Below are 22,477 nucleotides of genomic sequence, written 5' to 3' on the forward strand. Positions count from 1 at the left end.
GCCACGCCCTGCGTGGCTGCGCGGTGCCGGACGGAGCCCAGCCACGCAGGGCGTGGCGCTACGTGGTGTCGCCGTATGCGTGTAGAGCCACGCCCTGCGTGGCTGCGCGGTGCCGGACGGAGCCCAGCCACGCAGGGCGTGGCGCGACGTGGTGTCGCCGTATGCGTGTAGAGCCACGCCCTGCGTGGCTGCGCGGTGCCGGACGCAGCCCAGCCACGCAGGACGTGGCGCGACGTGGTGTCGCCGTATGCGTGTAGAGCCACGCCCTGCGTGGCTGCGCGGTGCCGGACGGAGCCCCGCCACGCAGGGCGTGGCGCTACGTGGTGTCGCCGTTTGCGTGTAGAGCCACGCCCTGCGTGGCTGCGCGGTGCTGGACGGAGCCCCGCCACGCAGGGCGTGGCGCTACACCCGCCGCGCCACCACCACGCTGGCCGCGGCCAGCAGCAGCATGATCGCGAAGATCAGCAGGTAGCCCAGCATCACATCGGCCGTGAGCAGCAGCGCGAACAGCGAACCGGACACCGCCAGCGTGGTGGCCACGGCCAGCGCTTCGCTGAGCTGCAGCGCCGAGGTATTCGCGCCCTGCTGGGCCGGCGGAGACAGTGACAGCGTCAGCAGTGACAGGCTGGGGTAGATCAGCCCCATGCCCAGCCCGGTCAGCGTCCAGCCGGCCAGGGCACACCACAGCGGTACCCCGGGCTGGAGCGCCAGCGAGGTGGCGATGATGCCGCCGCACATCAGCAACGCGCCCATATGCAGCAGCTGGCGCCGCTCCCAGCCATGGCGCTGGTGGCCCTGGAACCACGAACCGCCGAACCAGCCCAACGCCCCCAGGCTCAGCGCCACGCCGGCCAGCAATGGCGTGAGCCCGCGTTCGCGCTGCAGCAGCAGGGGCAGGAATGCCTCGCAGCCGAAGAACGCCGAGGCGGCGATGCCGCGCAGCGCGATCACGCTGGGCAGCCCGTGGCGCAGGCGCAGGGTGCCGGCCGGCAGCAGCCGCCAACTGCATACCGCCAACAGCAGCACCGCCGGCACCAGCAGCGCGGCGGCCTGCCAGCCCACCTGCTGGCCGCCCACGTACAGCAGCAGGGCGCCGAATGAAGCGCCCACCGCCCAGCGCACCACCTGCGTTGTCGGCGCCGGCGCGGTGTCCAATGCGCGCACATGGCGCAGCGCAGGGCGCAGCAGCAGCGCCGCGGGTATGGCCAGCACCGGCACCGCCAGGAACACCCAGCGCCAGCCAACGTGCTGCACGATCAGGCCACTGATGGCCGGGCCGATCAGCGACGGCACCACCCACCCGGCGGAGAACGCCGCGAACACGCGCGGCCGCATCGCCTCGGGGTAGGTACGCCCCACCAGCACATACAGCGCCACCGAAATCGCCCCCGCGCCCAGGCCCTGCAACAGGCGGCCCAGCACCAGCACCGGCATGTGCTGGGCCAGGCCGGCCAGCAGCAGGCCGGCGATGAAGCAGGCCAGGCCCAGCCACAGCGGCCGCGCCGGACCCTGCTGGTCGCTCCAGCGCCCGGCCAGGGTCATGCCGATCACGCTGGTGGCCAGGGTGCCGCCGAAGGCCAGCGCGTACAGGCGCAGGCCGTCGAGGTCATGGGCGACAGTGGGCATTGCGGCAGCCACGGCCAATGCTTCGAAGGCGTGCAGCGAGACCAGCGCCACCATGCCCACCGTCGTGGCGCGGTAGGCCGGCGACAGGATCGACGGTGGCGTCTCGGTGGCAGCCGTGGGGGCGGCGGGGGCGGCAACATCGGAGGACATGCGGATTCCAGGCAACGAAGGGCGCGCGGCGCTTGCAGCACGCGGCGCGGTCCCGCACGATGGGACCTTAACCATGGTTGAGGTCAAGCGTGATCGCGCAGGAGCTGAGTGTAGGCGAGGTGTCACGCCGCAGTGGGGTGGCGGTATCGGCGTTGCATTTCTACGAGCGCAAAGGGCTGATCCGCAGCCTGCGCACGGCAGGCAACCAGCGCCGATTCAACCGCGAGGTGCTGCGCCGGCTGGCGGTGATACGCGTCGCCCAGCGCGTGGGCATGCCGCTGGACGCCGTGGCGCATGCGTTTGCGGCGCTGCCCCAGGACAAGACCCCGACCCGCGCCGAGTGGGCGAAGATGTCCGCGCGGTGGCGTACCGAACTGGACGAGCGCATCGAGCAGCTGTTGATGCTGCGCGACCAGCTGACCGACTGCATCGGCTGCGGTTGCCTGTCGTTGAAACGCTGCCGCCTGGCCAACCCCGGCGACACGCTGGGCGAGCAGGGAGAAGGCGCGCAGCGCTGGGGGTGAGCCGTCACCCGGACGGCAGCCCCGGCATGCGTGGCTGCCCGGTGGGCAAGACCGCAGGGACTACTCGTTCGCGGCCGACAACGCCTGCCCACGTCGCGTCGCCGCATCGATCGCACGCCCGACGATCGCCTCGAAATCCTCGCTCTGGAAGCTCTCGATCGCCGCCTGCGTGGTGCCATTGGGCGAGGTGACGCGGCGGCGCAGTTCGGCGGGCGCCTCGCCCGATTCGTCCAGCATGCGGCTGGCACCCAACAGGGTCTGTACCACCAGCGTGCGTGCGGCATCGGCGGGCAGGCCTTGTGCAATGGCGGCGGCTTCCATGGCCTCGGCCAGCAGGAACACATAGGCCGGGCCACTGCCGGAGACCGCGGTCACCGCATCCATGCGCGCTTCGTCATCGATCCAGACCGTGCGTCCGGCGCTGGCAAGCACCTGATCGGCCTGCGCGCGCTGGGCATCGCTCACCCCGGCGGTGGCGAACAGGCCGGTCACCCCCGCACCGAGCAGGGCCGGGGTATTGGGCATCGCACGCACCACCGCCGCGCTGCCGCCCAGCCAGCGCTGCAGCTGCGCACTGGTGATGCCGGCGGCGATGGACACCACCAACGGCTGTTTGCCATGCGCGATGTCGGCCAGCGAGGCGCACACATCGCGCAGCACCTGCGGCTTCACCGCCAGTACCCATACGCTGCCCTGCGCAGCGGCTTCGGTGGCGCTGGCGTAGGTCTTCACCCCGAACTCGGCGGTGAGCTGCGTGCGCAGTGCGGTGACCGGCTCGGCCACGTGGAGGTGGCCGGGGGCGATGCCCTGGCGGACCAGGCCGGCGATCAGGCTGCGGGCCATGTTGCCGCCGCCGATGAAAGTGATGGAAGGAGCGTTCATGGGAATTCCTCGATCAGTGTCGTAGCGCCGGGCGATGCCCGGCTGCCGGGTGTGAGCCGGGCAAGGGGCAGCGGTGCGCACCACCATTCAATGGCGTGCACCGAACAATGCCGTGCCGATGCGCACCATGCTTGCGCCGTGGGCGATGGCCTCGGCGTAGTCGCCGCTCATGCCCATCGACAGCGTGTCCACCTGCGGATGGCCGGCGGCGAGCGCCACGAACAGCGCGTGCATGCGCTCGAACGCCTGCTGGCGTCGCTCGACCTGCGGCCACGGCGCGGGAATCGCCATCAGGCCACGCAGGCAGAGCCGCGGTTCGGCGGCGATGGCGCTGGCCAGCGCGGGCAGCGCGTCCGGGCTGCAGCCGTGTTTGCTGTCCTCATCGTCGATGTTGACCTGGATCAGCACGTTCAGCGGGGCCAGGCGGGCCGGCCGGTGCGCGGCCAGCGCGGCCACCAGCTTGGGCCGGTCCACGCTCTGCACCCAGTCGAAGCGTTGCGCGGCCAGGTCGGCCTTGTTGGACTGCAGGTGGCCGATCAGGTGCCATTCCAGCCCCAGCGCTGCCAGCGCGTCGATCTTGGCCACGGCTTCCTGCACGTAGTTTTCGCCGAACGCACGCTGGCCCTGCGCCGCCAGTGCCGCCACCGCCTCGGCCGGCTGGGTCTTGGAGACCGCCAGCAGGCGGGGATCTGGCCGTCCGGCCGCAGCGGCCGCGTTGTGCAGGTTCAGCAGGATCGCCGTCAGGGGAAGGTTGGGCACGAGCAGGCACTCAAGGGAGATATCCCGGTGGATCAGGAAGGCTATACTGCCGCCCGGGGAAAGATCCTTCCAGTCGCAGCAGTCTATGGGGAGTAGCAGCGTATGGATATCGCCGAGCTGTTGGCGTTTTCCGTGAAGAACAAAGCGTCGGACCTTCATCTGTCGGCAGGCCTGCCGCCGATGATCCGCGTGGACGGCGATGTCCGTCGCATCAATATTCCGGCCTTGGATCACAAGCAGGTGCATGCGCTTGTCTACGACATCATGTCGGACAAGCAGCGCCGCGATTACGAGGAATTCCTCGAAGTCGACTTCTCGTTCGAGATTCCGAGCCTGGCGCGGTTCCGCGTCAACGCGTTCAACCAGAACCGCGGCGCGGGTGCGGTGTTCCGTACCATTCCGTCCGAGGTGCTGACCCTGGAAGACCTGGCGGTGCCGCCGATCTTCCGCGAGCTGATCGACCAGCCGCAGGGGCTGATCCTGGTGACCGGCCCGACCGGTTCGGGCAAGTCGACCACGCTGGCGGCGATGATCGACCACATCAACAAGAACGAATACGGCCACATCCTCACCGTCGAGGATCCGATCGAATTCGTGCACACCTCGCAGAAGTGCCTGATCAACCAGCGCGAAGTGCACCGCGATACGCATGGCTTCAATGAAGCGCTGCGCTCGGCACTGCGTGAAGATCCGGACATCATCCTGGTGGGCGAACTTCGCGACCTGGAAACCATCCGCCTGGCGCTGACCGCCGCGGAAACGGGCCACCTGGTGTTTGGCACCCTGCATACCAGCTCGGCGGCCAAGACCATCGACCGCATCATCGACGTGTTCCCCGCCGGCGAAAAGCCGATGGTGCGCTCGATGCTGTCCGAATCGCTGCGTGCGGTCATTTCGCAGGCACTGCTGAAGAAGGTCGGTGGCGGGCGTACCGCTGCGTGGGAAATCATGGTGGGCACCCCGGCCATCCGCAACCTGATCCGCGAGGACAAGGTGGCGCAGATGTACTCGGCGATCCAGACCGGCCAGCAGATGGGCATGATGACGCTCGACCAGCACCTGCAGGACCTGGTCAAGCGCAGCCTGATCACGCGCAACCAGGCCAAGGAATACGCCAAGGACAAGCGCATCTTCGAATGATGGGCCCCGGCCCACGCGCAATCGGTAGTGCCGGCCGCTGGCCGGCTCCAGGCAATCTTCGGAGCACACCGCGATGAACACCACCAGCACCACCATTGACTTCACCTCGTTCCTCAAGCTGATGGCGCATCAGAAAGCGTCGGACCTGTTCATCACCGCGGGCATGCCGCCGGCGATCAAGGTCAACGGCAAGATCTCGCCGATCACCCAGACCCCGCTCACGCCGCAGCAGAGCCGCGACATGGTGCTGAACGTGATGACGCCGGCCCAGCGCGAGGAATTCGAGAAGACCCACGAGTGCAACTTCGCCATCGGCCTGTCGGGCGTGGGGCGGTTCCGCGTGAGCTGCTTCTACCAGCGCAACCAGGTGGGCATGGTGCTGCGCCGGATCGAGACGCGCATTCCCACCGTCGAAGAGCTCAACCTGCCGCCGATCATCAAGACGCTGGCGATGACCAAGCGCGGCATCATCCTGTTCGTGGGCGCGACCGGTACCGGTAAATCGACATCGCTGGCGGCGATGATCGGCTACCGCAACCTGAATTCGACCGGCCACATCATCACCATCGAAGACCCGATCGAATTCGTGCACAAGCACGAGGGCTGCATCATCACGCAGCGTGAAGTTGGCATCGACACCGACAGCTGGGACGCGGCGCTGAAGAACACCCTGCGCCAGGCGCCGGACGTGATCATGATCGGCGAGGTGCGTACCCGCGAAGGCATGGACCACGCCATTGCGTTCGCCGAAACCGGTCACCTGGTGCTGTGTACCCTGCACGCCAACAACGCCAACCAGGCGATGGACCGCATCATCAACTTCTTCCCGGAAGACCGCCGCAACCAGCTGCTGATGGATCTGTCGCTGAACCTCAAGGGCGTGGTCGCGCAGCAGCTTGTGCCCTCGCCGGACGGCAAGTCGCGCAAGGTCGCGATGGAGATCATGCTGGGCACGCCGCTGGTGCAGGATTACATCCGCGACGGTGAGATCCACAAGCTCAAGGAAGTCATGAAGGAGTCGGTGCAGCTGGGCATGCGCACCTTCGACCAGAGCCTGTTCGAGCTGTACCAGGCCGGCGAGATCAGCTACGAAGACGCGCTGCGCTACGCCGACTCGCAGAACGAAGTGCGCCTGCGCATCAAGCTGTCGCAGGGCGGTGACGCACGCACGCTGTCGCAGGGCCTGGATGGGGTGGAGATTTCCGAAGTCCGCTGAAACGGCGGGGACGGACATGGGGCGCGTTCGGTGCAATGCCGGCGCGCCTTTGTTGTACGTGGTGCTTCAAGGGGCCGGCACCGTGCCGGTAGCACTGCCACTGAAGAGAATGCATATGGAACTGCATGATCCGTACCGCGCGCCTGCGCGGGCTGTCGCGTCAACGGGGCCGGTCACACCGGTGGATATGTCGGGTATCGCGTTCGGCAGCGACGACACGGTCTCCAGCGCGGCCACCATCGCGGCGGGCTACACATCGTCGATCATCGCCGCGCGGTGGCTGGCCACCATCATCGATTCCGTCGTACTGCTGGTGATCTTCGTGGTGCCGATCCTGGCGCTGGACAGGGCCATGGCGGAGAAGGTCATCTGGCTGTCGGTGGCGTTGCTGGTGGCGTATTTTCCCGTAATGGAAACCCGGTTCGGCGGGTCGCTGGGCAAGTTGGCGACCGGTACCCGCGTGGTGAACATCCGCGGCGAACGGCCCAGCGGGTGGCAGTCGATCGTGCGCACCCTGCTGCGCCTGATCGAGGTGAATCCGTTCCTGATGGGCGCGATTCCGGCGGGCCTGATTGTGCTGTGTTCATCGAACCGCCAGCGCCTGGGCGACATGCTGGCCCGGACCTACGTGCTGCGCCGCGCGGATATCGGCCGGATCCGCAGGACGGGCATGGCGCGGGTTGCCGAGCCGGTGTGGTCGCAGGCCAGCGTGCCGGTACCGCCGCCGCTGCCGCCGGTGCCCGCAGCAGGGGACGAGCGGTGGGCCAGGCCCTGATCGGCGCGTTCGTCGAAGGCAGATGTCGGGACGTCAGCTGCTGCAGAGTTGGTTTCATTGATGAAATCGGCTCATGACCAACAGCGCGTGGAGCTGTGCAATCGCGGCTGGCACGCGGCGTATGGTGACGGGGTCGCATCGGGCAATCGCCCGGTGCCGCCCCCATCCACCACCCGGCGTTCGCCGGAAGGAGCACTTCATGCAGACACGAATCCTTGGCAACAGCGGCCTGCGCGTTTCCGCGCTTGGGTTGGGCTGCATGGGCCTGAGCCACGCCTACGGCACGGCACCAGACGTGAGCGACGGCGTCGCTCTGCTGCACGCGGCGGTGGAGCGGGGGGTCACCTTCTTCGATACGGCCGAGGTGTACGGCCCGTTCCGCAATGAGGCGCTGCTCGGGCAGGCGCTTGCCCCGTACCGCGACCAGCTGGTGATTGCCACCAAGTTCGGCTTCAAGGGCGGCAACGCCGATGCCGGACTCGACAGCCGCCCGGAGAACATCCGCGCGGTCTGCGAGGCCAGCCTGCAGCGCCTGAAGACCGACCGCATCGACCTGTTCTACCAGCACCGTGTCGATCCGAACGTGCCGATGGAGGACGTTGCCGGAGCAGTGAAAGACCTGATCGCCGAAGGCAAGGTCAAGCACTTCGGCCTGTCCGAAGCCGGCGAAGACAGCATCCGCCGCGCGCACGCGGTGCAGCCGGTGGCGGCCCTGCAGAGCGAGTATTCGCTGTGGTGGCGCGAGCCGGAGCAGAGCGTGTTGCCGGTGCTGGAAGAACTGGGCATCGGCTTCGTGCCGTTCAGTCCGCTGGGCCGGGGCTTCTTGACCGGTGCGATCACCGCCGACACCGAGTTTGCGGCCACCGACTTCCGCGCTTCGCTGCCACGCTTCGCGGTGGAGGCGCGCCGTGCCAATCAGGTGCTGGTTGACGCCATTGGCGCGATCGCCACCGCCCGCCAGGCCACGCCGGCCCAGGTGGCGCTGGCCTGGTTGTTGTCGCGCAAGCCGTGGATCGTGCCGATTCCCGGGACCACCAAGCTGCATCGCCTGGAGGAAAACCTGGGGGCGGTGGCGCTGGTGCTGGGCGAGGCTGATCTGCAGCAGATCGCGGCGGCGCTGGACAGCATCGCCATCGTGGGCGATCGCTACAACGCCGAGCGGCAGAAGCAGGTCACGCGGTGAGAGCGAGCGCACGACCAACGGTCGTGCGCTGCCGGTTGGGGCGGCAGGGGGCCACCGTGGGTGGCTACGGCTGTCGATTCCATGCCCGGTCCAACGTCGTAGTGAATGAACCTCTCAAAAGGAACAGGTCATGAGCGACACCGCCCCGGTCAAAGGCCCCGCCTCGTACTTCCCCTCCATCGAAAAGACCTATGGCCAGCCGGTCGCGCATTGGTTGGCCCTATTGGCCACACAGGGCGGTCTCACCCACATGTCGCTGGTGACCTTCCTCAAGCAACAGCACGGCCTGGGGCATGGGCACGCCAACGCGTTGGTGGCCCACCATCTCAAGACGGGGCCGAGGTAGCCACCCACCCGCGCCGGTACGCCTCCTCGCGGGGGAGCGAAGTGGCTGAAAACGGCATTCGTTGCGGGATGAATCGATTTCACCTGCAACTGTCACGCTGATCGTGTCTAATACCGCTCCCCACGTGTCTGGCCCCACCCCCCATGTCCTTTGAATCCCATGGCCCCGCGCCGTGCGACGACGCCGACGGCCATCTGGTCACCGCCGGTCCGCTGACCCCGCCGCCGGACAGCGCCGGAACCGTGGCCGACGAGAAGGCCCTGCGCCATTCCGTCGCCGAGGACGTGCAGGGCATGATCCTGGCCACGCTGGTGGCCTCGCTGGGCCTGGCCATCTTCGCCAAGGGCGGGCTGATGATCGGCGGCATGGCCGGTCTGGCCTTCCTGGCCCATTACGCCTTCGGCTGGAATTTCGGCCTGGTCTTCGTGCTGGTCAACCTGCCGTTCTACTGGGTCGCCGTGCGGCGCATGGGCTGGGAGTTCACGCTGAAGACCTTCGCCGCCGTCACCACCTGCGGCGTGCTGACCGACCTGCTGCCGCGCTGGGCCGACTTCGCGCACATGAGCTCGCTGTATTCGGCGCTGGTCGGCGGTGCACTGGCCGGCCTGGGCATCCTGTTCTACATCCGCCACCGCGCCAGCCTGGGCGGCATCGGCATCCTGGCGGTGTACCTGCAGCGCACCCGCGGCTGGAGCGCCGGCAAGGTGCAGATGTCGTTCGACACCCTGCTGATGGGCGTGGCCTTCTTCGTGCTCTCGCCCGACAAGGTGATGTACTCGGCGATCGGCGCGGTGGTGCTCAGCCTGGTGCTGATGTTCAACCACCGGCCCGGGCGATACATGGGGGTGTGAAGCGGCGCGGCCGCCGTGGTGCCGGCCGCTGGCCGGCCCCTCGCTGCAGCCCGCGTAGTGCCGGCCGCTGGCCGGCTCCTCGCTACAGCCCGCGTAGTGCCGGCCGCTGGCCGGCTCCTCGCACATCCGGATCCGTGCGGAGCCGGCCAGCGGCCGGCACTACCGTTCGGCCCACGGCGGGGGAATCTTTGCCAACCGTTTGTAGACCGGGCAATCCGGGCTGTGTGCGCCCGGTAGATACCCCAGGCTCATCAGGAACTCACCGGTGATCTCACCGCCGGTGAAGCGGAACGTCTTCTTGAACAGCTTCACCCACTCGGCCTTGTCGCGCGGGTGGTGTGCATCGAGCCAGCCGGCAAAGCTGCCGTGGCTGGCCCGCAACTGCTGGATCACCTGCGCATTGTGGATGGCCGCATGCACCTTGAGCCGGTTGCGGATGATGCCCGCATCGTTGAGCAGGCGCTCCACGTCGCGTTCGCCGTAGGCAGCCACGGTGTCCACGTCGAACTGGTCGTAGGCCGCGCGGAAACCCTCGCGCTTCTTGAGGATGGTTTCCCAGCTCAGCCCGGCCTGGTTGATTTCCAGCAGCAGCCGCTCGAACAGTTCGCGTTCGTCGCGCTGCGGGAAGCCGTATTCGTGGTCATGGTAGTGACCGTGCACCGGGTGACCGGGGGCGATGAGGCAGTAGCCGCTCATGGGTGCTGCTCCTTGGGGGCAGGTTCGTCGACATTCTGCGCGCTGCCACCGGGAACCGTGATGCGGGGCCAGCGGGAGCGGGACAGTTCGATCTGGCCGGCGAGCAGGGACTCCCTGCTGGCCTCTGCGTCATCCCCGGCGCGGCTGCCGTAGAACATCAGCGACCCTGCATCCCGCCAGGTGCCGTTGTCGCGGGTATGCAGGCTGCAGCCTGGCGCCAGATGCTCGGGCACCCTGCACAGCAGCACGTCGTCCACACCGTCTCCATCCAGGTCGCGCCGCAGGGCGACGCACGTCGCGCCCAGCTCAAGGCACTCCGCGGCATTCAGTTTGCGGTCCAGCAGCGCGTGCCACCAGTCCGTATCGGGTGCCGGCAGGCTGCCGGGCACGGTGACCTGGCGCTGCAGGACGCCCAGGTCGCGAACGCCGTCGTCGATGTCATCCATCTGGCTGCCGCTCCAGTGCGATTCCTGCGCCAGCGCCGCGCTGATCACCCTTGCCGCACGCGCATCGCCGCTGAAGCGTGGGTCGCGCTGCAGCTCGCGCAGCGCTTCCACGCCACGCCGCCCCAGCTCAAAGCGCAGGGCGACCACGTCCCGGGTATCGACGGCGGGTGCGGCCGCCTGCATTCGTGCCAGCTGGCTCGCCACGCTGATGCGCACGCCATCGAGTACCGGCGAGTTGGCCAGCAGGGCCGCGCCGAGCACCGTCCAGCACATCCAGCGGTTGACCGTTTCGATCGGCTGCAGCCAACGCCCGCGCCGGCGCAGCACCGACTGCGCATAGCCCAGCGCATAGCCGCAGACCAGCAGCACCACCAGCACACCCCAGAAGCGTTCGAGCGTCCAGCCGTACTGCGCGATGCGCAGGCCGACGGCATACAGCGCAAGCCCGGCATAGAGCGGCAAGGTCAGCAGGCTGGCATCCACCAGGCGGCGCAGCCACAGCGGGTAGGCCGCGCGGTCGTTGTCATGCTGGTACACCGCATTGACGAATGCCACCAGCAGCAGCGATACGGTCAGCAACAGGGTCGTGGCGGAACGCGTCCGCCACAGCGCGTCCAGCCCGGTAAAGGGCAGGCTGAGCACGAACAGCACGGCAATGAAGGACAGCAGCGGCAGCAGGCCGCGGCAGATGGCAAACAGCACCTGGCGCGTGACCTGGATGGCCCGGTGCTGGGTGCGGCCGATGAGCACGCCGAAGCCGAACAGCGAGCCGGTGGCCAGTGCGATGAAGGCCTCCTCGCGGAACAGGTCGCGGAAGAAGCGCACGTCGACCAGCTGGAACAGCGCCGACCACAGCCACAGCAGCAGCCAGGTCAGGCCCGTGAAGGCCACGGCGAGCGCCAGGGTCAGCCCGTTCTGCCAGGCGCGTTCGAACAACGCATCGTAGCTGGCGCGCCAATGGCCGTGCTGCAGCCGGAACTGCCACCACGGCAAGGTGACGAATACGGCAACGGCCATGCTGATCGAGAAGGGCCACAGCAGTGCGTCATCGCTCAACCCGGTAGCACCGCCGCCCAGGTTCCAGCCGATCCAGCTGGCAAGGGCCAGCACCACCGCCGACCCCACCACTGCGTGCAGCCACAGCCGGCGGTCGCGCAGCTCCACCAGGGTGAGCGCCAGCGCGGTGGGAATGGTCAATACCCAGCTGTACCAGCAGTAGCGCCCGCTGATGTGATTGAACGGCCAGCTGTCTGCGGCTTCCTGCGCGGCGTACAGCATCAGGCCCTGCAGCAGCGCGATCAGCACGATGGTGCTGCGCGAGGCCAGCGGGAGGGGCGGGTGGTGATTCATGATGCGCATCCTTGCTTGAGTGGTGGCATCGTAGCCGAGGGCTCACGCCCGTGCCGATGCCCAGCGGTTAGAATGGGCCCATGTCCGAGCTGTCCATTTCCCTTGCCCATCACCTCCTGGTCGCGCTGCCGTCGCTGACCGATCCCACGTTCGCACGGAGCGTGGCGCTCGTCTGTCAGCACGACGCCAGCGGTGCCATGGGCGTGCTGGTCAACCAGCCGTCGGAATACACCTTGGGTGATGTGCTGGCGCAGATGGACATCCAGACCGACGATCATGACCTGCGTGGCCAGGTGGTGCTCAATGGCGGCCCGGTGCACCCGGAGCGGGGCTTTGTGATCCATGACGACGCGCGCAGCTGGGAGTCCAGCCTGGAGGTCGGCGAGGGCGTGTTTCTCACCACCTCGCGCGACATCCTGGAAGCCATGGCGCGTGGCGAGGGCCCGTCCCACGCGCTGGTCACGCTGGGCTGCGCCGGCTGGAGCGAAGGCCAGCTGGAAAGCGAGATCGCCGAGAACAGCTGGCTGACCGTCCCCGCCGATGCGGAACTTCTGTTCGCCACGCCGCTGGAACAACGCTGGCAGGGAGCTGCCTCGCGCATCGGGGTGGACCTGTTCCGGCTCACCGATTACAGCGGCCATGTCTGAGCCGGCCACCATCCGCCGCGACGGCACCGTGCTGGGCTTCGATGTGGGCTCGCGCCGGATCGGCGTGGCGATCGGCAGCTCGTTCGGCACCCATGCCCGCGCCATCGCGGTGGTGGACGTGCACGGCAATGGCCCGGACTGGACGGCCGTTGAACGCCTCATCAAGGAATGGCGTCCGGACGGACTGGTGGTGGGCGACCCGCTCACCCTGGACGGCCAGGACCAGCCCAACCGCAAGCGCGCGCAGGGCTTTGCCCGCCAGCTGCGGGAACGTTTCAAGCTGCCGGTGGTGCTGATCGACGAGCGTTCCAGCTCCGTCGAGGCGGCACGCCGGTTCGCGGTCGAACGCGCCGAAGGCCGCAAGCGTCGTCGCGACGCGGCGACGCTGGACGCGGTGGCCGCTGCGGTGATCATCGAGCGCTGGTTGTCCTCGCCCGACGATGCCACTCCCGTTTCCTGACGCACAGACCCTGCCATGACCGCCTCGCAACTCGATTCCGACGGACGCCTGCGCCACCTGTTGACCCTGGAGGGTCTGCCCCGCGAAACCCTGTTGGCGCTGCTCGACCGCGCCGGCCAGATCCGCGATGCGGCGGTCGGCCGGGTGGGCAACAAGCGCCATGTGCTGGGCGGGTCGGCGGTGTGCACGCTGTTCTTCGAGCCGTCCACCCGCACCCGCAGTTCATTCCAGCTGGCCGCCCAGCGGCTGGGCGCGGACGTGCTGAATTTCGACGCCTCCACCTCGTCCACGCGCAAGGGCGAGACGGCCTGCGACACGCTGAAGAACCTGGAAGCGATGGGCGTGCGCGGCTTTGTGGTGCGTCACCCCGACGACGGCGCGGTGGCCGACCTGGCGGCCGCGGCGGGTGAGGGCACCGCACTGATCAATGCCGGCGACGGCCGCAGCGCGCACCCGACCCAGGGCCTGCTCGACATGCTGACGCTGCGCCAGGCCAAGGGCAGTGACTTCTCGAAGATGAAGGTGGTGATTGTCGGCGACGTGAAGCATTCGCGCGTGGCCCGCACCGACCTGCATGCGCTGCGTACGCTGGGCGTGGGCGAGATCCGCGTGTGTGGCCCGCAGTCGCTGCTGCCGGACGATGAGACGCTGAAGGGCTGCATCGTCGGGCAGGATTTCGACCAGATGCTGGAAGGCGCCGATGCGCTGATGATGCTGCGCCTGCAGCGCGAGCGGATGGAAGAGGGTCTGGTGCCGTCGATCGAGCAGTATCACGCCCAGTACGGGCTCAACGCCGAGCGCCTGAAGCGCGCCAGCCAGGACGCCGCGGTGCTGCACCCGGGCCCGATCAACCGCGGCGTGGAGGTGACCCACGAGGTGGCCGACGGCCCGCAATCGTGGGTGTTGCGCCAGGTCGCCAACGGCGTGGCCGTGCGCATGGCGGTGCTGGAGACGTTGTTGGGGTGAAACACGCCCGTAGTGCCGGCCGCTGGCCGGCTCCAAGGGTTGCATCAGGATGCGCGTACCGGCCGCTGGCCGGCTCCAAGGGTTGCATCAGGATGCACGTAGTGCCGGCCGCTGGCCGGCTCCAAGGGTTGCATCAGGAGGCGTGTAGTGCCGGCCGCTGGCCGGCTCCAAGGATTGCATCAGGATGCGCGTAGTGCCGGCCGCTGGCCGGCTCCACATGAACCCATCATCGCGAGGAGCCGGCCAGCGGCCGGCACTACGGGCGACGGTTCATGGGGTGATTGGCCAGATGCACCATGCATAGGGGTAGTCACCCAACTGTTCTGTCATGTGGGCGCGGATGGGATTGGCCATGATGTACATGGCATGTTCGCGAAGTGAACGGTCAGAACGAACCGCATGGTCATGGTATCCAGGCTGCCATAGCGTGCCGCCACGCGCATGCAGTCGGTTCAGTCCCAGCGCACTCGACGATTTGAAACGCCTTGCCACGTCTGCCAATGGCGTTTCACCCAGTTCCAGCATCCAATGGACGTGGTCGGGCATCACCACCCAAGCGAGCGATCGCGCATGGCCACCGTGGTCAATGTCGCGGAGACGGTCCATCACGATTTCGGCTGCCGCAGGGTCATCGAACCATCGCCGCCGGTAGTGGCAGACCGTCGTCAGGATGTAAGTGTGGCCGACCATCGAGCATCGACCTCGGCGTAGTTTTGACGAGCTCATGCCGCATATTGGATTGCATCGGAGAAGCGCCCTAGTCGGTAAGCGCCGCAGCGTTGAGTCACCAAAGCACCCATGGACCCGTAGTGCCGGCCGCTGGCCGGCTCCTCAGGGGGGGGGGGCGTGCGTGGAGTCGGCCGCTGGCCGGCTCCTCAAGGGGTATCCGGATGTGCGTGGAGCCGGCCAGCGGCCGGCACTACGGTGTGCTTGGAGCCGGCCAGCGGCCGGCACTACGGTGTGCGTGGAGCCGGCCAGCGGCCGGCACTACGCGTGTGCTTGGAGCCGGCCAGCGGCCGGCACTACCGGCTGCCTGCGCGAACACCCATTCCCACATCGCCGCATCCGCATACGTTGCGTCCCACGCGTTGTGGTTGCCCTGCGGGTATTCGGTGTATCGCACGTCTGCCGCGCCGGCACGGTCGAACGCGGCCTTCAGCCTGCGGTCGTCGTCGGGCAGCACCACGTCGTCCTGCGCGCCATGGAACATCCAGATCGGCGTGGCCTTCAGGCGGTCGGCGATCGCTGCGTATGGGTCTGCCTCGTTCGCCACCGACTCGACGAACAACGACGCGCGCACCGCATGCGGTGCCAGCACCGCGCCGCAGACCGGTACGATCGCGGCGAAACGGGTCGGCTGCTCCAGCGCGATATTCCAGCTGCCGTAACCGCCCATCGACATGCCGGTCAGGTACTGGCGCGCGGGATCAGCACCGAATTCGACCATCGTGGCATCCAGCGCGGCCAGCGCGATGCGGTTGTTGAGACCGGACCACTCTCCGTCATCCGGCACCTGCGGCAACACCACCAGGGCCGGGAACGTCCGCGCCTGCGTACGCAGGTACGGCCCCAGGCCGGCCTGGGTCTGGCGGCGGCCGTCACTGCCACGTTCACCGGAGCCATGCAGGAACAGCACCACCGGCAGCGTGCCGCGCTGCGCCTGAGCGTCGCGTGGCACGAACACCTGGTAGCGCGACGCATGGCCGTCCACGGTCACGGTGCGCTCCACGAAGTGACCCTTGTCGGGTGCACGGGTCGAGGCACATCCGCTCAAGGCGAGCATCGCAACCACCCACACCCACCATCCCGCGCGCTGTCGTGCCATTGCCTGTCCTCGACTGAAAGCGTTTTCAGTCTAGAGCCCGACGGGCACCCAGGCATCTTGCAGTGCATCAGTCTGGTCGCGGTGCTGCGGCCAGGATGTCCAGGTGTTCAATCGCCTCGGGGTGGCCGTCGGCGGCAGCGGCCTGCACCTGGGCCAGGCTGGGGTGGACCACCAGCAGGATCGGGTTCTCGCACTGCGGGCAGTCGAACTCGGCCTCGTCGTCGTGCAGCTCCATGCTCATCTGGCGCGAGGTGCCCTGCCATTCGCAGGCGGGGCAGGTATGGGTCTGCTCGCGCCAGCCGGCGGCGAAGTAGTTGTCGAGGGTCAGGGCCATGTCGTGGTTACCAGGTCAGTGCAGCAGGATCAGGGTGGCCAGGCCGAGGAAGCTGAAGAAGCCCATGACGTCGGTGACCGCCGTGACCACCACGGTGCCGGCCACGGCCGGGTCCACGTTCATGCGCTTGAGCAGCAGCGGCAGCAGCACGCCCGCGAGCGCCGCAGCGCAGAAGTTGATGATCAGGGCCATCGTGATCACCAGCGACAGCAGGAAACTATGGAACCAGATGTAGGCGATCACGCCCACCACGGTGCCGATCAGCGTGCCGTTGATGAGCGCGACCCGCGATTCCTTCCACAGCAGGATGCGCGCGTTGCTCTGCCCCACCTGGCCCAGCGCGATGCCGCGCACCATCAGGGTCAGCACCTGCACCGCCGCGTTGCCGCCGACGCCGGCGACGATCGGCATCAGTACCGCCAGCGCCACCACCTTCTGCAGGGTCAGCTCGAACTGGCCGATCACGGTGGCCGCCAGGAAGGCGGTGCACAGGTTGATGCCCAGCCAGACCACGCGGCCGCGCACGGCGCGCTTGATCGGCGAGAACAGATCCTCTTCCTCGTCCAGACCGGCGGCGCCCAGCGCCTGGTGCTCGGCCTGCGAACGGATGATGTCGACCACGTCATCGATGGTGATGCGGCCGAGCAGGATGTTGTTGTCGTCCACCACGGGCGCCGACACCCAGTCATGGTCGGAGAACTGGCGGGCGACCTCGTCGGCGCTCTCGCCCACGTCGATGGCCGGCTGTTCGTCGTCGATCAGCCGGTTGATCGGAGTGTTGTCCTCGTGGGTCACCAGCGCGGCCAGCGACAGCCGGCCCAGGTACTGGTGGCGGCGGCTGACCACGAACAGGTGGTCGGTGTGGTCGGGCAGTTCGCCGCGCAGGCGCAGGTAACGCAGCACCACGTCCACGTTGACGTCGGCGCGCACGGTCACCACGTCCGGGTTCATCAGGCGGCCGGCGCTGTCTTCCGGGTAGGACAGGACCTGCTCGAGCCGTTCGCGGTTCTCGCGATCCATCGACTTGAGCACTTCATCGATGACCGTGTCCGGCAGGTCTTCGACGAGGTCGGCAAGGTCATCGATGTCCAGGTCTTCGACCGCGGCGATGATTTCGTCCGGGTCCATGTCGGCCAGCAGGCTTTCGCGCACCTCTTCGCCGACGTGGACCAGCACCTCACCGTCGTCTTCCGGATCGACCAGCCCCCACACCACCTCGCGCTTGCCCGGCGGCAGCGACTCGAGCAGGTTGCCGATCTCGGCCGGCGCCAGCGTATTGACCAGCCGGCGCACCGGACCCAGTCGCCCGCTGTCCAGTGCATCGGACAACAGTCGCAACTGGCGCGCCGTCTTGTCGTGGCGTACGGCTTCGGCCATGCACAGCTCCCGCGGGGAAAGAAAAAGGCCGCTATCCCGTACAGGATGCGGCAGAGGGGGTGGTCACCGCGTCATTATCGCTTGGATGCATGACAAACAGGTAGGTCAGCACTGTTGGTGCTGACGCGCAGCGGGTCACGACCAACGGTCGTGACCTACCGGGGTGTTCATTGGTGGGTCTCGATCCAGCGTTCGATACCACGGCGGTCGCGCGCGGCCAGCAGCTTCGGCGCGGCGGCCTGCAACACGCCCAGGTCGCTCTCGCGCACGGCGCGGCGCACTTCCAGCAGCGTGCCCGGGTGCAGGCTGAACTCGGTCAAGCCCAGGGCCAGCAGCAGCCGGGTCATGCGCGGGTCGCCGGCGATTTCGCCGCAGACCGCCACCGGCTTGCCGTGCTCGCGGCCGGTGCGCAGGATGTGCGACAGCAACCGCAGCACGGCCGGATGCAGCGGCGAGTACAGCTCGCCCACTGCTTCGTTGTTGCGGTCGGCGGCCAGCAGGTACTGCACCAGGTCATTGGTGCCGATCGACAGGAAGTCGACCAGGTCGATGAAGCTTTCCAGCGCGATCGCCGCGGCCGGCACCTCGATCATCGCGCCGAACGGAATGCGTTCGGCGACCTCGAGGCCTTCGGCGCGCAGCAGCTCGGCCTGCCTGCTCAAGCGCCGGCGTACCGCCAGCACTTCCTCGCGGGTGCTGACCATCGGAATCAGGATGCGCACCTTGCCGTACGCCGAGGCGCGCAGGATCGCACGCAGCTGGGTGTCGGCCACCTTCGGCCGGGCCAGTGACAGGCGCACGCCGCGCAGGCCCAGGGCGGGGTTTTCCTCGTTGCTCAGGGTCAGACCGGTGCGGTCGGCCTTGTCCGCGCCCAGGTCGAGGGTGCGGATGGTCACGGGACGGCCGTTCATGCCCAGCGCGGCGTCGCGATAGGTCTCGAACTGTTCCTGTTCGTCGGGCAGTTCGTCGCGCTGCAGGAACAGGAATTCGGTGCGGTACAGGCCCAGGCCGTGCGCGCCGAGCGCATGCGCCTCGGTGACGTCGTCACCCGATTCGGCATTGGCCAGCAGGGCGATGTCGACGTTGTCGCGGGTGCGGCTGGGCTTGCTGCGCAGCCGGCCCAGTTCGCGCTGTTCACGGGCCTGGTCGCGCAGCCGCGCGCGGTAGTCGCGCAGGTCCGGCGGCAGCGGGTTGACGGTGATGCCGCCGGTGCTGCCGTCGATGCCCAGTACGTCGCCATCGGCGATCCGCTGCAGCACGCCGGGCACGTTGACGATCAACGGCAGGTGCAGGCTGCGGGCGAGGATGGCGCTGTGCGACAGCGCGCTGCCGCCGGCGGTGACGATGCCCACCACGCCGTGGGCCTGCAGCTGCGCCACTTCGGACGGGGCGATGTTGTCGCAGACCAGGATTTCCCCGGCCAGGCCCTTCACGTCCGGCGGCCGTTTCTGCAGGAAGGCATGGATGCGCCCGATCACATGGTCCAGATCGTCCATGCGACTCTTCAGGTAGGCATCGTCCATGCCGTCGAAGACCTTGGCCAGGCGGTCGCGCTGCACGCGCAGCGCATAGCCGGCGCTGTACGGGCCGCTGCGGATCAGCTCATCCAGGCCGAACAGCAGCTCCGGGTCGTCCAGCAGCAAGGCGTGCAGGTCGAGGAATTCGCCGACTTCCTGGTTCAGGGCGCCATGCAGGCGCAGGCGCAGGTCGTGCATTTCCGCACGGGCCGCGTCCACGGCCTGGTGCAGCCGCTGCAGCTCCGCCTCGACCTTGGCCGGGGCGATACGCTGTTCGGCCACGTCCAGCGCGTGCGGCAGGCGAACCCGGGCGCGGCCGAGGGCGTTGCCGCGCGAGGCGCCGTGGCCGGACAGCAGCAGGGCGCCGGACGCGGTCCGTGCCGGTGCGCTGGAACCCGATCGCGACGGCGGCCCCGGCATGCTCAGTTGTCCTCGTCGAAGCGTCGCTCGAACAGGGCCACTACGGCGTCCATGGCGGCCGCTTCATCTTCGCCATCGATGCGCACGGTAACGGGGGTGCCCTGGCCGGCGGCCAGCAGCATCACGCCCATGATGCTCTTGGCGTTGATCTGGCGGCCGCGTGCGGTCATGGTTACGTTGCTGCGGAAGGGCGCCAGCTCCTGCACCAGCTTTGCAGTGGCGCGGGCATGCAGGCCCAGGCGGTTGGATACGGTGAGTTCACGTTCAAGCATCGTCGACAATCGCTCCATTGCGAGTGCCCGCCGCGGCAGTGGCGGGCAGTTGATCCAGTCCCTGTTCCGGATAATTCATCACCCGCAACAACATCGGCAGGCTCAGCGCCGAAACCCGGCGAGCCGGGGTGCCCAGACGGGCCAGTTGCCCGGCCAGATTGCTGGGGCTGGCGCCGTACAGGTCGGTCAGGATCAGCACGCCCTGTCCGCTGTCCACCCGGCGCAAGGCGGCCGAGGCGAGCGGGAGCAGGACGTCCATATCTGCGTCGAACGGTACTTCGAAAGCTTCGGTCTTCAGCGGCAGGTGCCGCAGCAGCCGGGTAGCCACGTCCAGCAGCGACGTGCCAACGCCGGGATGAGTTACGAGGAGAATGCCACAGGTCATTTGTCGAACGTTAACATCCCAAGATGAATTGGGGCTATTCCTGTTCGCGATGGAATGTGGCCACTTCCGGCCAGCCTTGGTCACGCGCATGCCGTGCCAGCCGTTCGGCCAGGTACACGGAACGGTGCTTGCCGCCGGTGCAGCCAAACGCCACGGTCACATAGCTGCGGGTGTCGTTGCCCAGCCGAGGCAGCCAGGTGTCCAGGAAATCGATCAGCTGGGCCACGTACTTCTGCACGTCCGGCTGCGCTTCCAGGTAATCACGCACGCCGGCGTCGCGCCCGGACAAGGAACGCAGCTCCGGGTCCCAGTGCGGGTTGGGCAGCACGCGGGCATCGAAGACGAAGTCGGCTTCGGCCGGCACGCCGCGCTTGTAGGCGAACGATTCGAACAGCAGCGAGAGCTTGTTGCCGTGGCTCAGCGCGAACTCGGTCACCACCTTGCGGCGCAGCTGGTGCACGTTGAGCGTGGTGGTGTCGATCACCGCGTCGGCGGCGCGGCGCAGCGGCGCGGTCAGCTCGCGCTCGCGCGCGATGGCCTCGGGCAGCGACAGCCCCAGCTGGCTCAGCGGATGGCGGCGACGGGTGTCGGCGTAGCGCTTGAGCAGGGTTTCATCGGTGGCATCGAAGAACAGCAGCTGCGCGTCCAGCCCGGCGGCCTTGGCGTCTTCGCGCCAGTGCGAAAGCTGGCTGAGGTCGCTCTGGCCGCGCACGTCGATGCCCACGGCCAGACGCCGCGGTGCATCGGCATCATGCCCGGCCAGCAGGCTGCGCACGAAGTCGGGCAGCAGGTTGATCGGCAGGTTGTCCGAGCAGTAGTAGTCCAGGTCCTCGAAGGTCTTCAACGCGACCGTCTTGCCGGAGCCGGACAGGCCGCTGACGATGATCAGCGTGGCGGCGGTTACTTCGGGGGCGGGCGTGTTCATGGGGTGCGGCGCTCGAGCAGGTTGCTGTGGCGGGCAATGAACATGGCCGCCGGGTCGATGCCCTTGGTGCGCAGGATGTGCAGCCGGGTGGCCGCCTCGGTCAGCACCGACAGGTTGCGGCCGGGCATGACCGGCAGGGTGATCAGCGGCACGTCCAGGTCCAGCACGTGGCGGGTGCCGGAGTCGCCGGTGAGACGCTCGTAACCATGCGGGGTGGGTTCGGTCATGGGCTTGGTCAGGTGCACGATCAGCCGAAGGTACTTGTTCTTCTTTACGGCGGTATCACCGAACATCTCGCGCACGTTGAGCACGCCCAGCCCGCGCACTTCCAGCAGGTCCTGCAGCAGTTCGGGGCAGGTGCCATCCAGCACGTCCGGGGCGATCTGGGTGAACTCGGGCGCATCGTCGGCCACCAGGCGGTGGCCGCGGCTGAGCAGTTCCAGGGCCAGCTCGCTCTTGCCCGAGCCCGCCTCGCCGGTAATCAGCACGCCGATGGAGTAGATTTCCATGAATACGCCATGCAGGATCACCCGGGGCGCGAGCGTGCGGGCCAGGTGGTAGGACAGGTGGTTGAGCAGTTCGTGGCCGCGCTTGGGTGAAATCCACAGCGGGGTCTGCGATTCGTCGGCCGCCGCGCGCAGGTCTTCGGGGCAGGGCTGGTTGCGGGTGATGACCAGCGCCAGCGGGTGCGACTGCATGATCCGCTCGATGGTCTCCCAGCGCTGGCGCGAATCCAGCGAGTCCAGCCAGGACAGCTCTTCGGTACCGAGGATCTGCACCTTGTTGGGGTAGATCGCGTTCAGGTACCCAGCCAGCGAGGGGCGGCGCGAGACGGTATTGCCGGCTTCCAGTTCGCGGCGCTCGCCTTTCTGGCCGGCCACCCAGCGCAGGGCAAGGCGGTCGCGTTGCTGCTCGAACAACTCACGCGCGGTGATGCTGGTGTTCATGCGGCACTCGCCGGCGGGGGGAATTCGATGACCTGGCGCAGTGCCTGCCCGTCGCGCGCGTCGCGCAGCGCCTGGCGGATGGCCGGCTCGGAAAACAGCTCGGCCAGCTCGGACAACAGCATCAGGTGTTGATGGGTGTAGTGGGCGGGAACGGCAATGGCGAACACCAGGTCCACGGGCTCGTCGCCACCGAATTCCACCGGCTGCTCCAGCCGAAGCAGGGCGCCCCGGGGGCGTTCCAGAAGCGGTGCACGGCCATGCGGGATGGCGATGCCGTGGCCGATCGCGGTGCTGCCCAATTGTTCGCGCTGGCACAGGTTCTGGTAGATCAGCTCGGCGTTGGCTTCGCGGCAGGCCAGAAGTCTGGCGGCGGCCTTCAGCACGCTGTCGCGATCGGCGGCCGGCAGCACCTGGGTGCGCACGGCCGCCAGTAGATCAGTCAAGGGCATATCGGGGTG

Annotated in this window: 25 protein-coding genes; 10 read left to right on the top strand and 15 right to left on the bottom strand. The window is 67.9% G+C overall.

Annotated features, from left to right (window positions below; all coding sequences use genetic code 11):
- Window positions 1-402: 402 nt before the first annotated feature.
- A complete protein-coding gene (locus tag AC3ITN_RS05045; protein WP_489392242.1) occupies window positions 403-1,776 on the bottom strand; it encodes an MFS transporter in 1,374 nt (457 codons plus the stop codon).
- Between the two features lie 89 nt (window positions 1,777-1,865).
- Between AC3ITN_RS05045 and soxR the strand changes: the two genes are divergently transcribed.
- Window positions 1,866-2,300, top strand: a complete 435-nt coding sequence (soxR, locus tag AC3ITN_RS05050) for a redox-sensitive transcriptional activator SoxR (RefSeq protein WP_489392243.1) — start codon at window positions 1,866-1,868, stop codon at window positions 2,298-2,300.
- A 60-nt stretch (window positions 2,301-2,360) separates the two neighbouring features.
- Here the strand turns inward: soxR and proC are convergent, their stop codons facing one another.
- Window positions 2,361-3,182 (bottom strand): pyrroline-5-carboxylate reductase, encoded by an 822-nt coding sequence (gene proC, locus AC3ITN_RS05055; protein WP_489392244.1) that lies wholly within the window; start codon window positions 3,180-3,182, stop codon window positions 2,361-2,363.
- Window positions 3,183-3,269: 87 nt separating this feature from the next.
- Entirely contained in the window at window positions 3,270-3,941 is a 672-nt protein-coding gene (locus AC3ITN_RS05060; protein ID WP_489392245.1) for a YggS family pyridoxal phosphate-dependent enzyme, read from the bottom strand.
- A 102-nt stretch (window positions 3,942-4,043) separates the two neighbouring features.
- Between AC3ITN_RS05060 and AC3ITN_RS05065 the strand changes: the two genes are divergently transcribed.
- From AC3ITN_RS05065 to AC3ITN_RS05090, 6 genes are all read left to right on the top strand, one after another.
- Entirely contained in the window at window positions 4,044-5,081 is a 1,038-nt protein-coding gene (locus AC3ITN_RS05065; RefSeq protein ID WP_070208322.1) for a type IV pilus twitching motility protein PilT, read from the top strand.
- A gap of 73 nt (window positions 5,082-5,154) precedes the next feature.
- Window positions 5,155-6,297, top strand: a complete 1,143-nt coding sequence (locus tag AC3ITN_RS05070) for a PilT/PilU family type 4a pilus ATPase (RefSeq protein WP_313346455.1) — start codon at window positions 5,155-5,157, stop codon at window positions 6,295-6,297.
- A gap of 187 nt (window positions 6,298-6,484) precedes the next feature.
- The gene (locus AC3ITN_RS05075; protein WP_489392873.1) at window positions 6,485-7,072 is read left to right on the top strand and encodes an RDD family protein; all 588 of its coding nucleotides are present in this window, start codon (window positions 6,485-6,487) and stop codon (window positions 7,070-7,072) included.
- Between the two features lie 199 nt (window positions 7,073-7,271).
- Window positions 7,272-8,255, top strand: coding sequence for an aldo/keto reductase (locus AC3ITN_RS05080; protein ID WP_489392246.1), 984 nt, complete (start codon window positions 7,272-7,274; stop codon window positions 8,253-8,255).
- Window positions 8,256-8,385: 130 nt separating this feature from the next.
- Window positions 8,386-8,601, top strand: coding sequence for a DUF4287 domain-containing protein (locus tag AC3ITN_RS05085; protein WP_313346446.1), 216 nt, complete (start codon window positions 8,386-8,388; stop codon window positions 8,599-8,601).
- Window positions 8,602-8,744: 143 nt separating this feature from the next.
- Window positions 8,745-9,452, top strand: a complete 708-nt coding sequence (locus tag AC3ITN_RS05090) for a YitT family protein (RefSeq protein WP_313346443.1) — start codon at window positions 8,745-8,747, stop codon at window positions 9,450-9,452.
- Window positions 9,453-9,611: 159 nt separating this feature from the next.
- Here AC3ITN_RS05090 and AC3ITN_RS05095 read toward each other — a convergent pair whose 3' ends face one another.
- Window positions 9,612-10,148, bottom strand: coding sequence for a DNA-3-methyladenine glycosylase I (locus AC3ITN_RS05095; protein ID WP_313346440.1), 537 nt, complete (start codon window positions 10,146-10,148; stop codon window positions 9,612-9,614).
- Window positions 10,145-11,944 carry a DUF4153 domain-containing protein gene (locus tag AC3ITN_RS05100; protein WP_489392247.1) on the bottom strand — a complete coding sequence of 600 codons (1,800 nt, stop codon included), beginning with the start codon at window positions 11,942-11,944 and terminating at the stop codon, window positions 10,145-10,147. The genes AC3ITN_RS05095 and AC3ITN_RS05100 overlap by 4 nt, the downstream gene beginning before the upstream one ends.
- Before the next feature lie 80 nt (window positions 11,945-12,024).
- Between AC3ITN_RS05100 and AC3ITN_RS05105 the strand changes: the two genes are divergently transcribed.
- Genes AC3ITN_RS05105 through AC3ITN_RS05115 form a run of 3 tightly spaced genes read left to right on the top strand, consistent with a single transcriptional unit; the run spans window position 12,025 to window position 14,017 of the window.
- A complete protein-coding gene (locus AC3ITN_RS05105) occupies window positions 12,025-12,591 on the top strand; it encodes a YqgE/AlgH family protein (RefSeq protein WP_313346434.1) in 567 nt (188 codons plus the stop codon).
- The gene (gene ruvX, locus AC3ITN_RS05110) at window positions 12,584-13,051 is read left to right on the top strand and encodes a Holliday junction resolvase RuvX (RefSeq protein WP_068849771.1); all 468 of its coding nucleotides are present in this window, start codon (window positions 12,584-12,586) and stop codon (window positions 13,049-13,051) included. The genes AC3ITN_RS05105 and ruvX overlap by 8 nt, the downstream gene beginning before the upstream one ends.
- A gap of 15 nt (window positions 13,052-13,066) precedes the next feature.
- Complete coding sequence (locus AC3ITN_RS05115; protein ID WP_489392248.1) at window positions 13,067-14,017, top strand: aspartate carbamoyltransferase catalytic subunit; 951 nt, start codon at window positions 13,067-13,069, stop codon at window positions 14,015-14,017.
- 270 nt (window positions 14,018-14,287) lie between these two features.
- Here AC3ITN_RS05115 and AC3ITN_RS05120 read toward each other — a convergent pair whose 3' ends face one another.
- From AC3ITN_RS05120 to AC3ITN_RS05165, 10 genes are all read right to left on the bottom strand, one after another.
- Window positions 14,288-14,743: an REP-associated tyrosine transposase gene (locus tag AC3ITN_RS05120; RefSeq protein WP_489392249.1), complete on the bottom strand. Its 456-nt coding sequence runs from the start codon at window positions 14,741-14,743 to the stop codon at window positions 14,288-14,290.
- Window positions 14,744-14,936: 193 nt separating this feature from the next.
- Window positions 14,937-15,842: a carboxylesterase family protein gene (locus tag AC3ITN_RS05125; RefSeq protein WP_489392250.1), complete on the bottom strand. Its 906-nt coding sequence runs from the start codon at window positions 15,840-15,842 to the stop codon at window positions 14,937-14,939.
- Between the two features lie 67 nt (window positions 15,843-15,909).
- Window positions 15,910-16,176: a hypothetical protein gene (locus AC3ITN_RS05130; protein WP_313346425.1), complete on the bottom strand. Its 267-nt coding sequence runs from the start codon at window positions 16,174-16,176 to the stop codon at window positions 15,910-15,912.
- Window positions 16,177-16,191: 15 nt separating this feature from the next.
- Window positions 16,192-17,553 carry a magnesium transporter gene (mgtE, locus tag AC3ITN_RS05135; RefSeq protein ID WP_313346422.1) on the bottom strand — a complete coding sequence of 454 codons (1,362 nt, stop codon included), beginning with the start codon at window positions 17,551-17,553 and terminating at the stop codon, window positions 16,192-16,194.
- Between the two features lie 167 nt (window positions 17,554-17,720).
- Window positions 17,721-19,490: a phosphoenolpyruvate--protein phosphotransferase gene (ptsP, locus tag AC3ITN_RS05140; RefSeq protein ID WP_489392251.1), complete on the bottom strand. Its 1,770-nt coding sequence runs from the start codon at window positions 19,488-19,490 to the stop codon at window positions 17,721-17,723.
- A 2-nt stretch (window positions 19,491-19,492) separates the two neighbouring features.
- A complete protein-coding gene (locus AC3ITN_RS05145) occupies window positions 19,493-19,762 on the bottom strand; it encodes an HPr family phosphocarrier protein (RefSeq protein WP_313346416.1) in 270 nt (89 codons plus the stop codon).
- Window positions 19,755-20,147, bottom strand: a complete 393-nt coding sequence (locus AC3ITN_RS05150; RefSeq protein WP_313346413.1) for a PTS sugar transporter subunit IIA — start codon at window positions 20,145-20,147, stop codon at window positions 19,755-19,757. Before AC3ITN_RS05150 ends, AC3ITN_RS05145 begins: the two co-directional genes overlap by 8 nt.
- A gap of 34 nt (window positions 20,148-20,181) precedes the next feature.
- On the bottom strand, window positions 20,182-21,072 hold the full coding sequence (gene rapZ / locus AC3ITN_RS05155) for an RNase adapter RapZ (protein ID WP_313346410.1): 891 nt from the start codon (window positions 21,070-21,072) through the stop codon (window positions 20,182-20,184).
- Window positions 21,069-22,019, bottom strand: coding sequence for an HPr(Ser) kinase/phosphatase (gene hprK / locus AC3ITN_RS05160; RefSeq protein WP_313346407.1), 951 nt, complete (start codon window positions 22,017-22,019; stop codon window positions 21,069-21,071). Before hprK ends, rapZ begins: the two co-directional genes overlap by 4 nt.
- The gene (locus AC3ITN_RS05165; protein ID WP_313346404.1) at window positions 22,016-22,468 is read right to left on the bottom strand and encodes a PTS sugar transporter subunit IIA; all 453 of its coding nucleotides are present in this window, start codon (window positions 22,466-22,468) and stop codon (window positions 22,016-22,018) included. Before AC3ITN_RS05165 ends, hprK begins: the two co-directional genes overlap by 4 nt.
- Window positions 22,469-22,477 lie beyond the last annotated feature (9 nt).

The organism is Stenotrophomonas sp. KH_036_B (assembly GCF_057839485.1).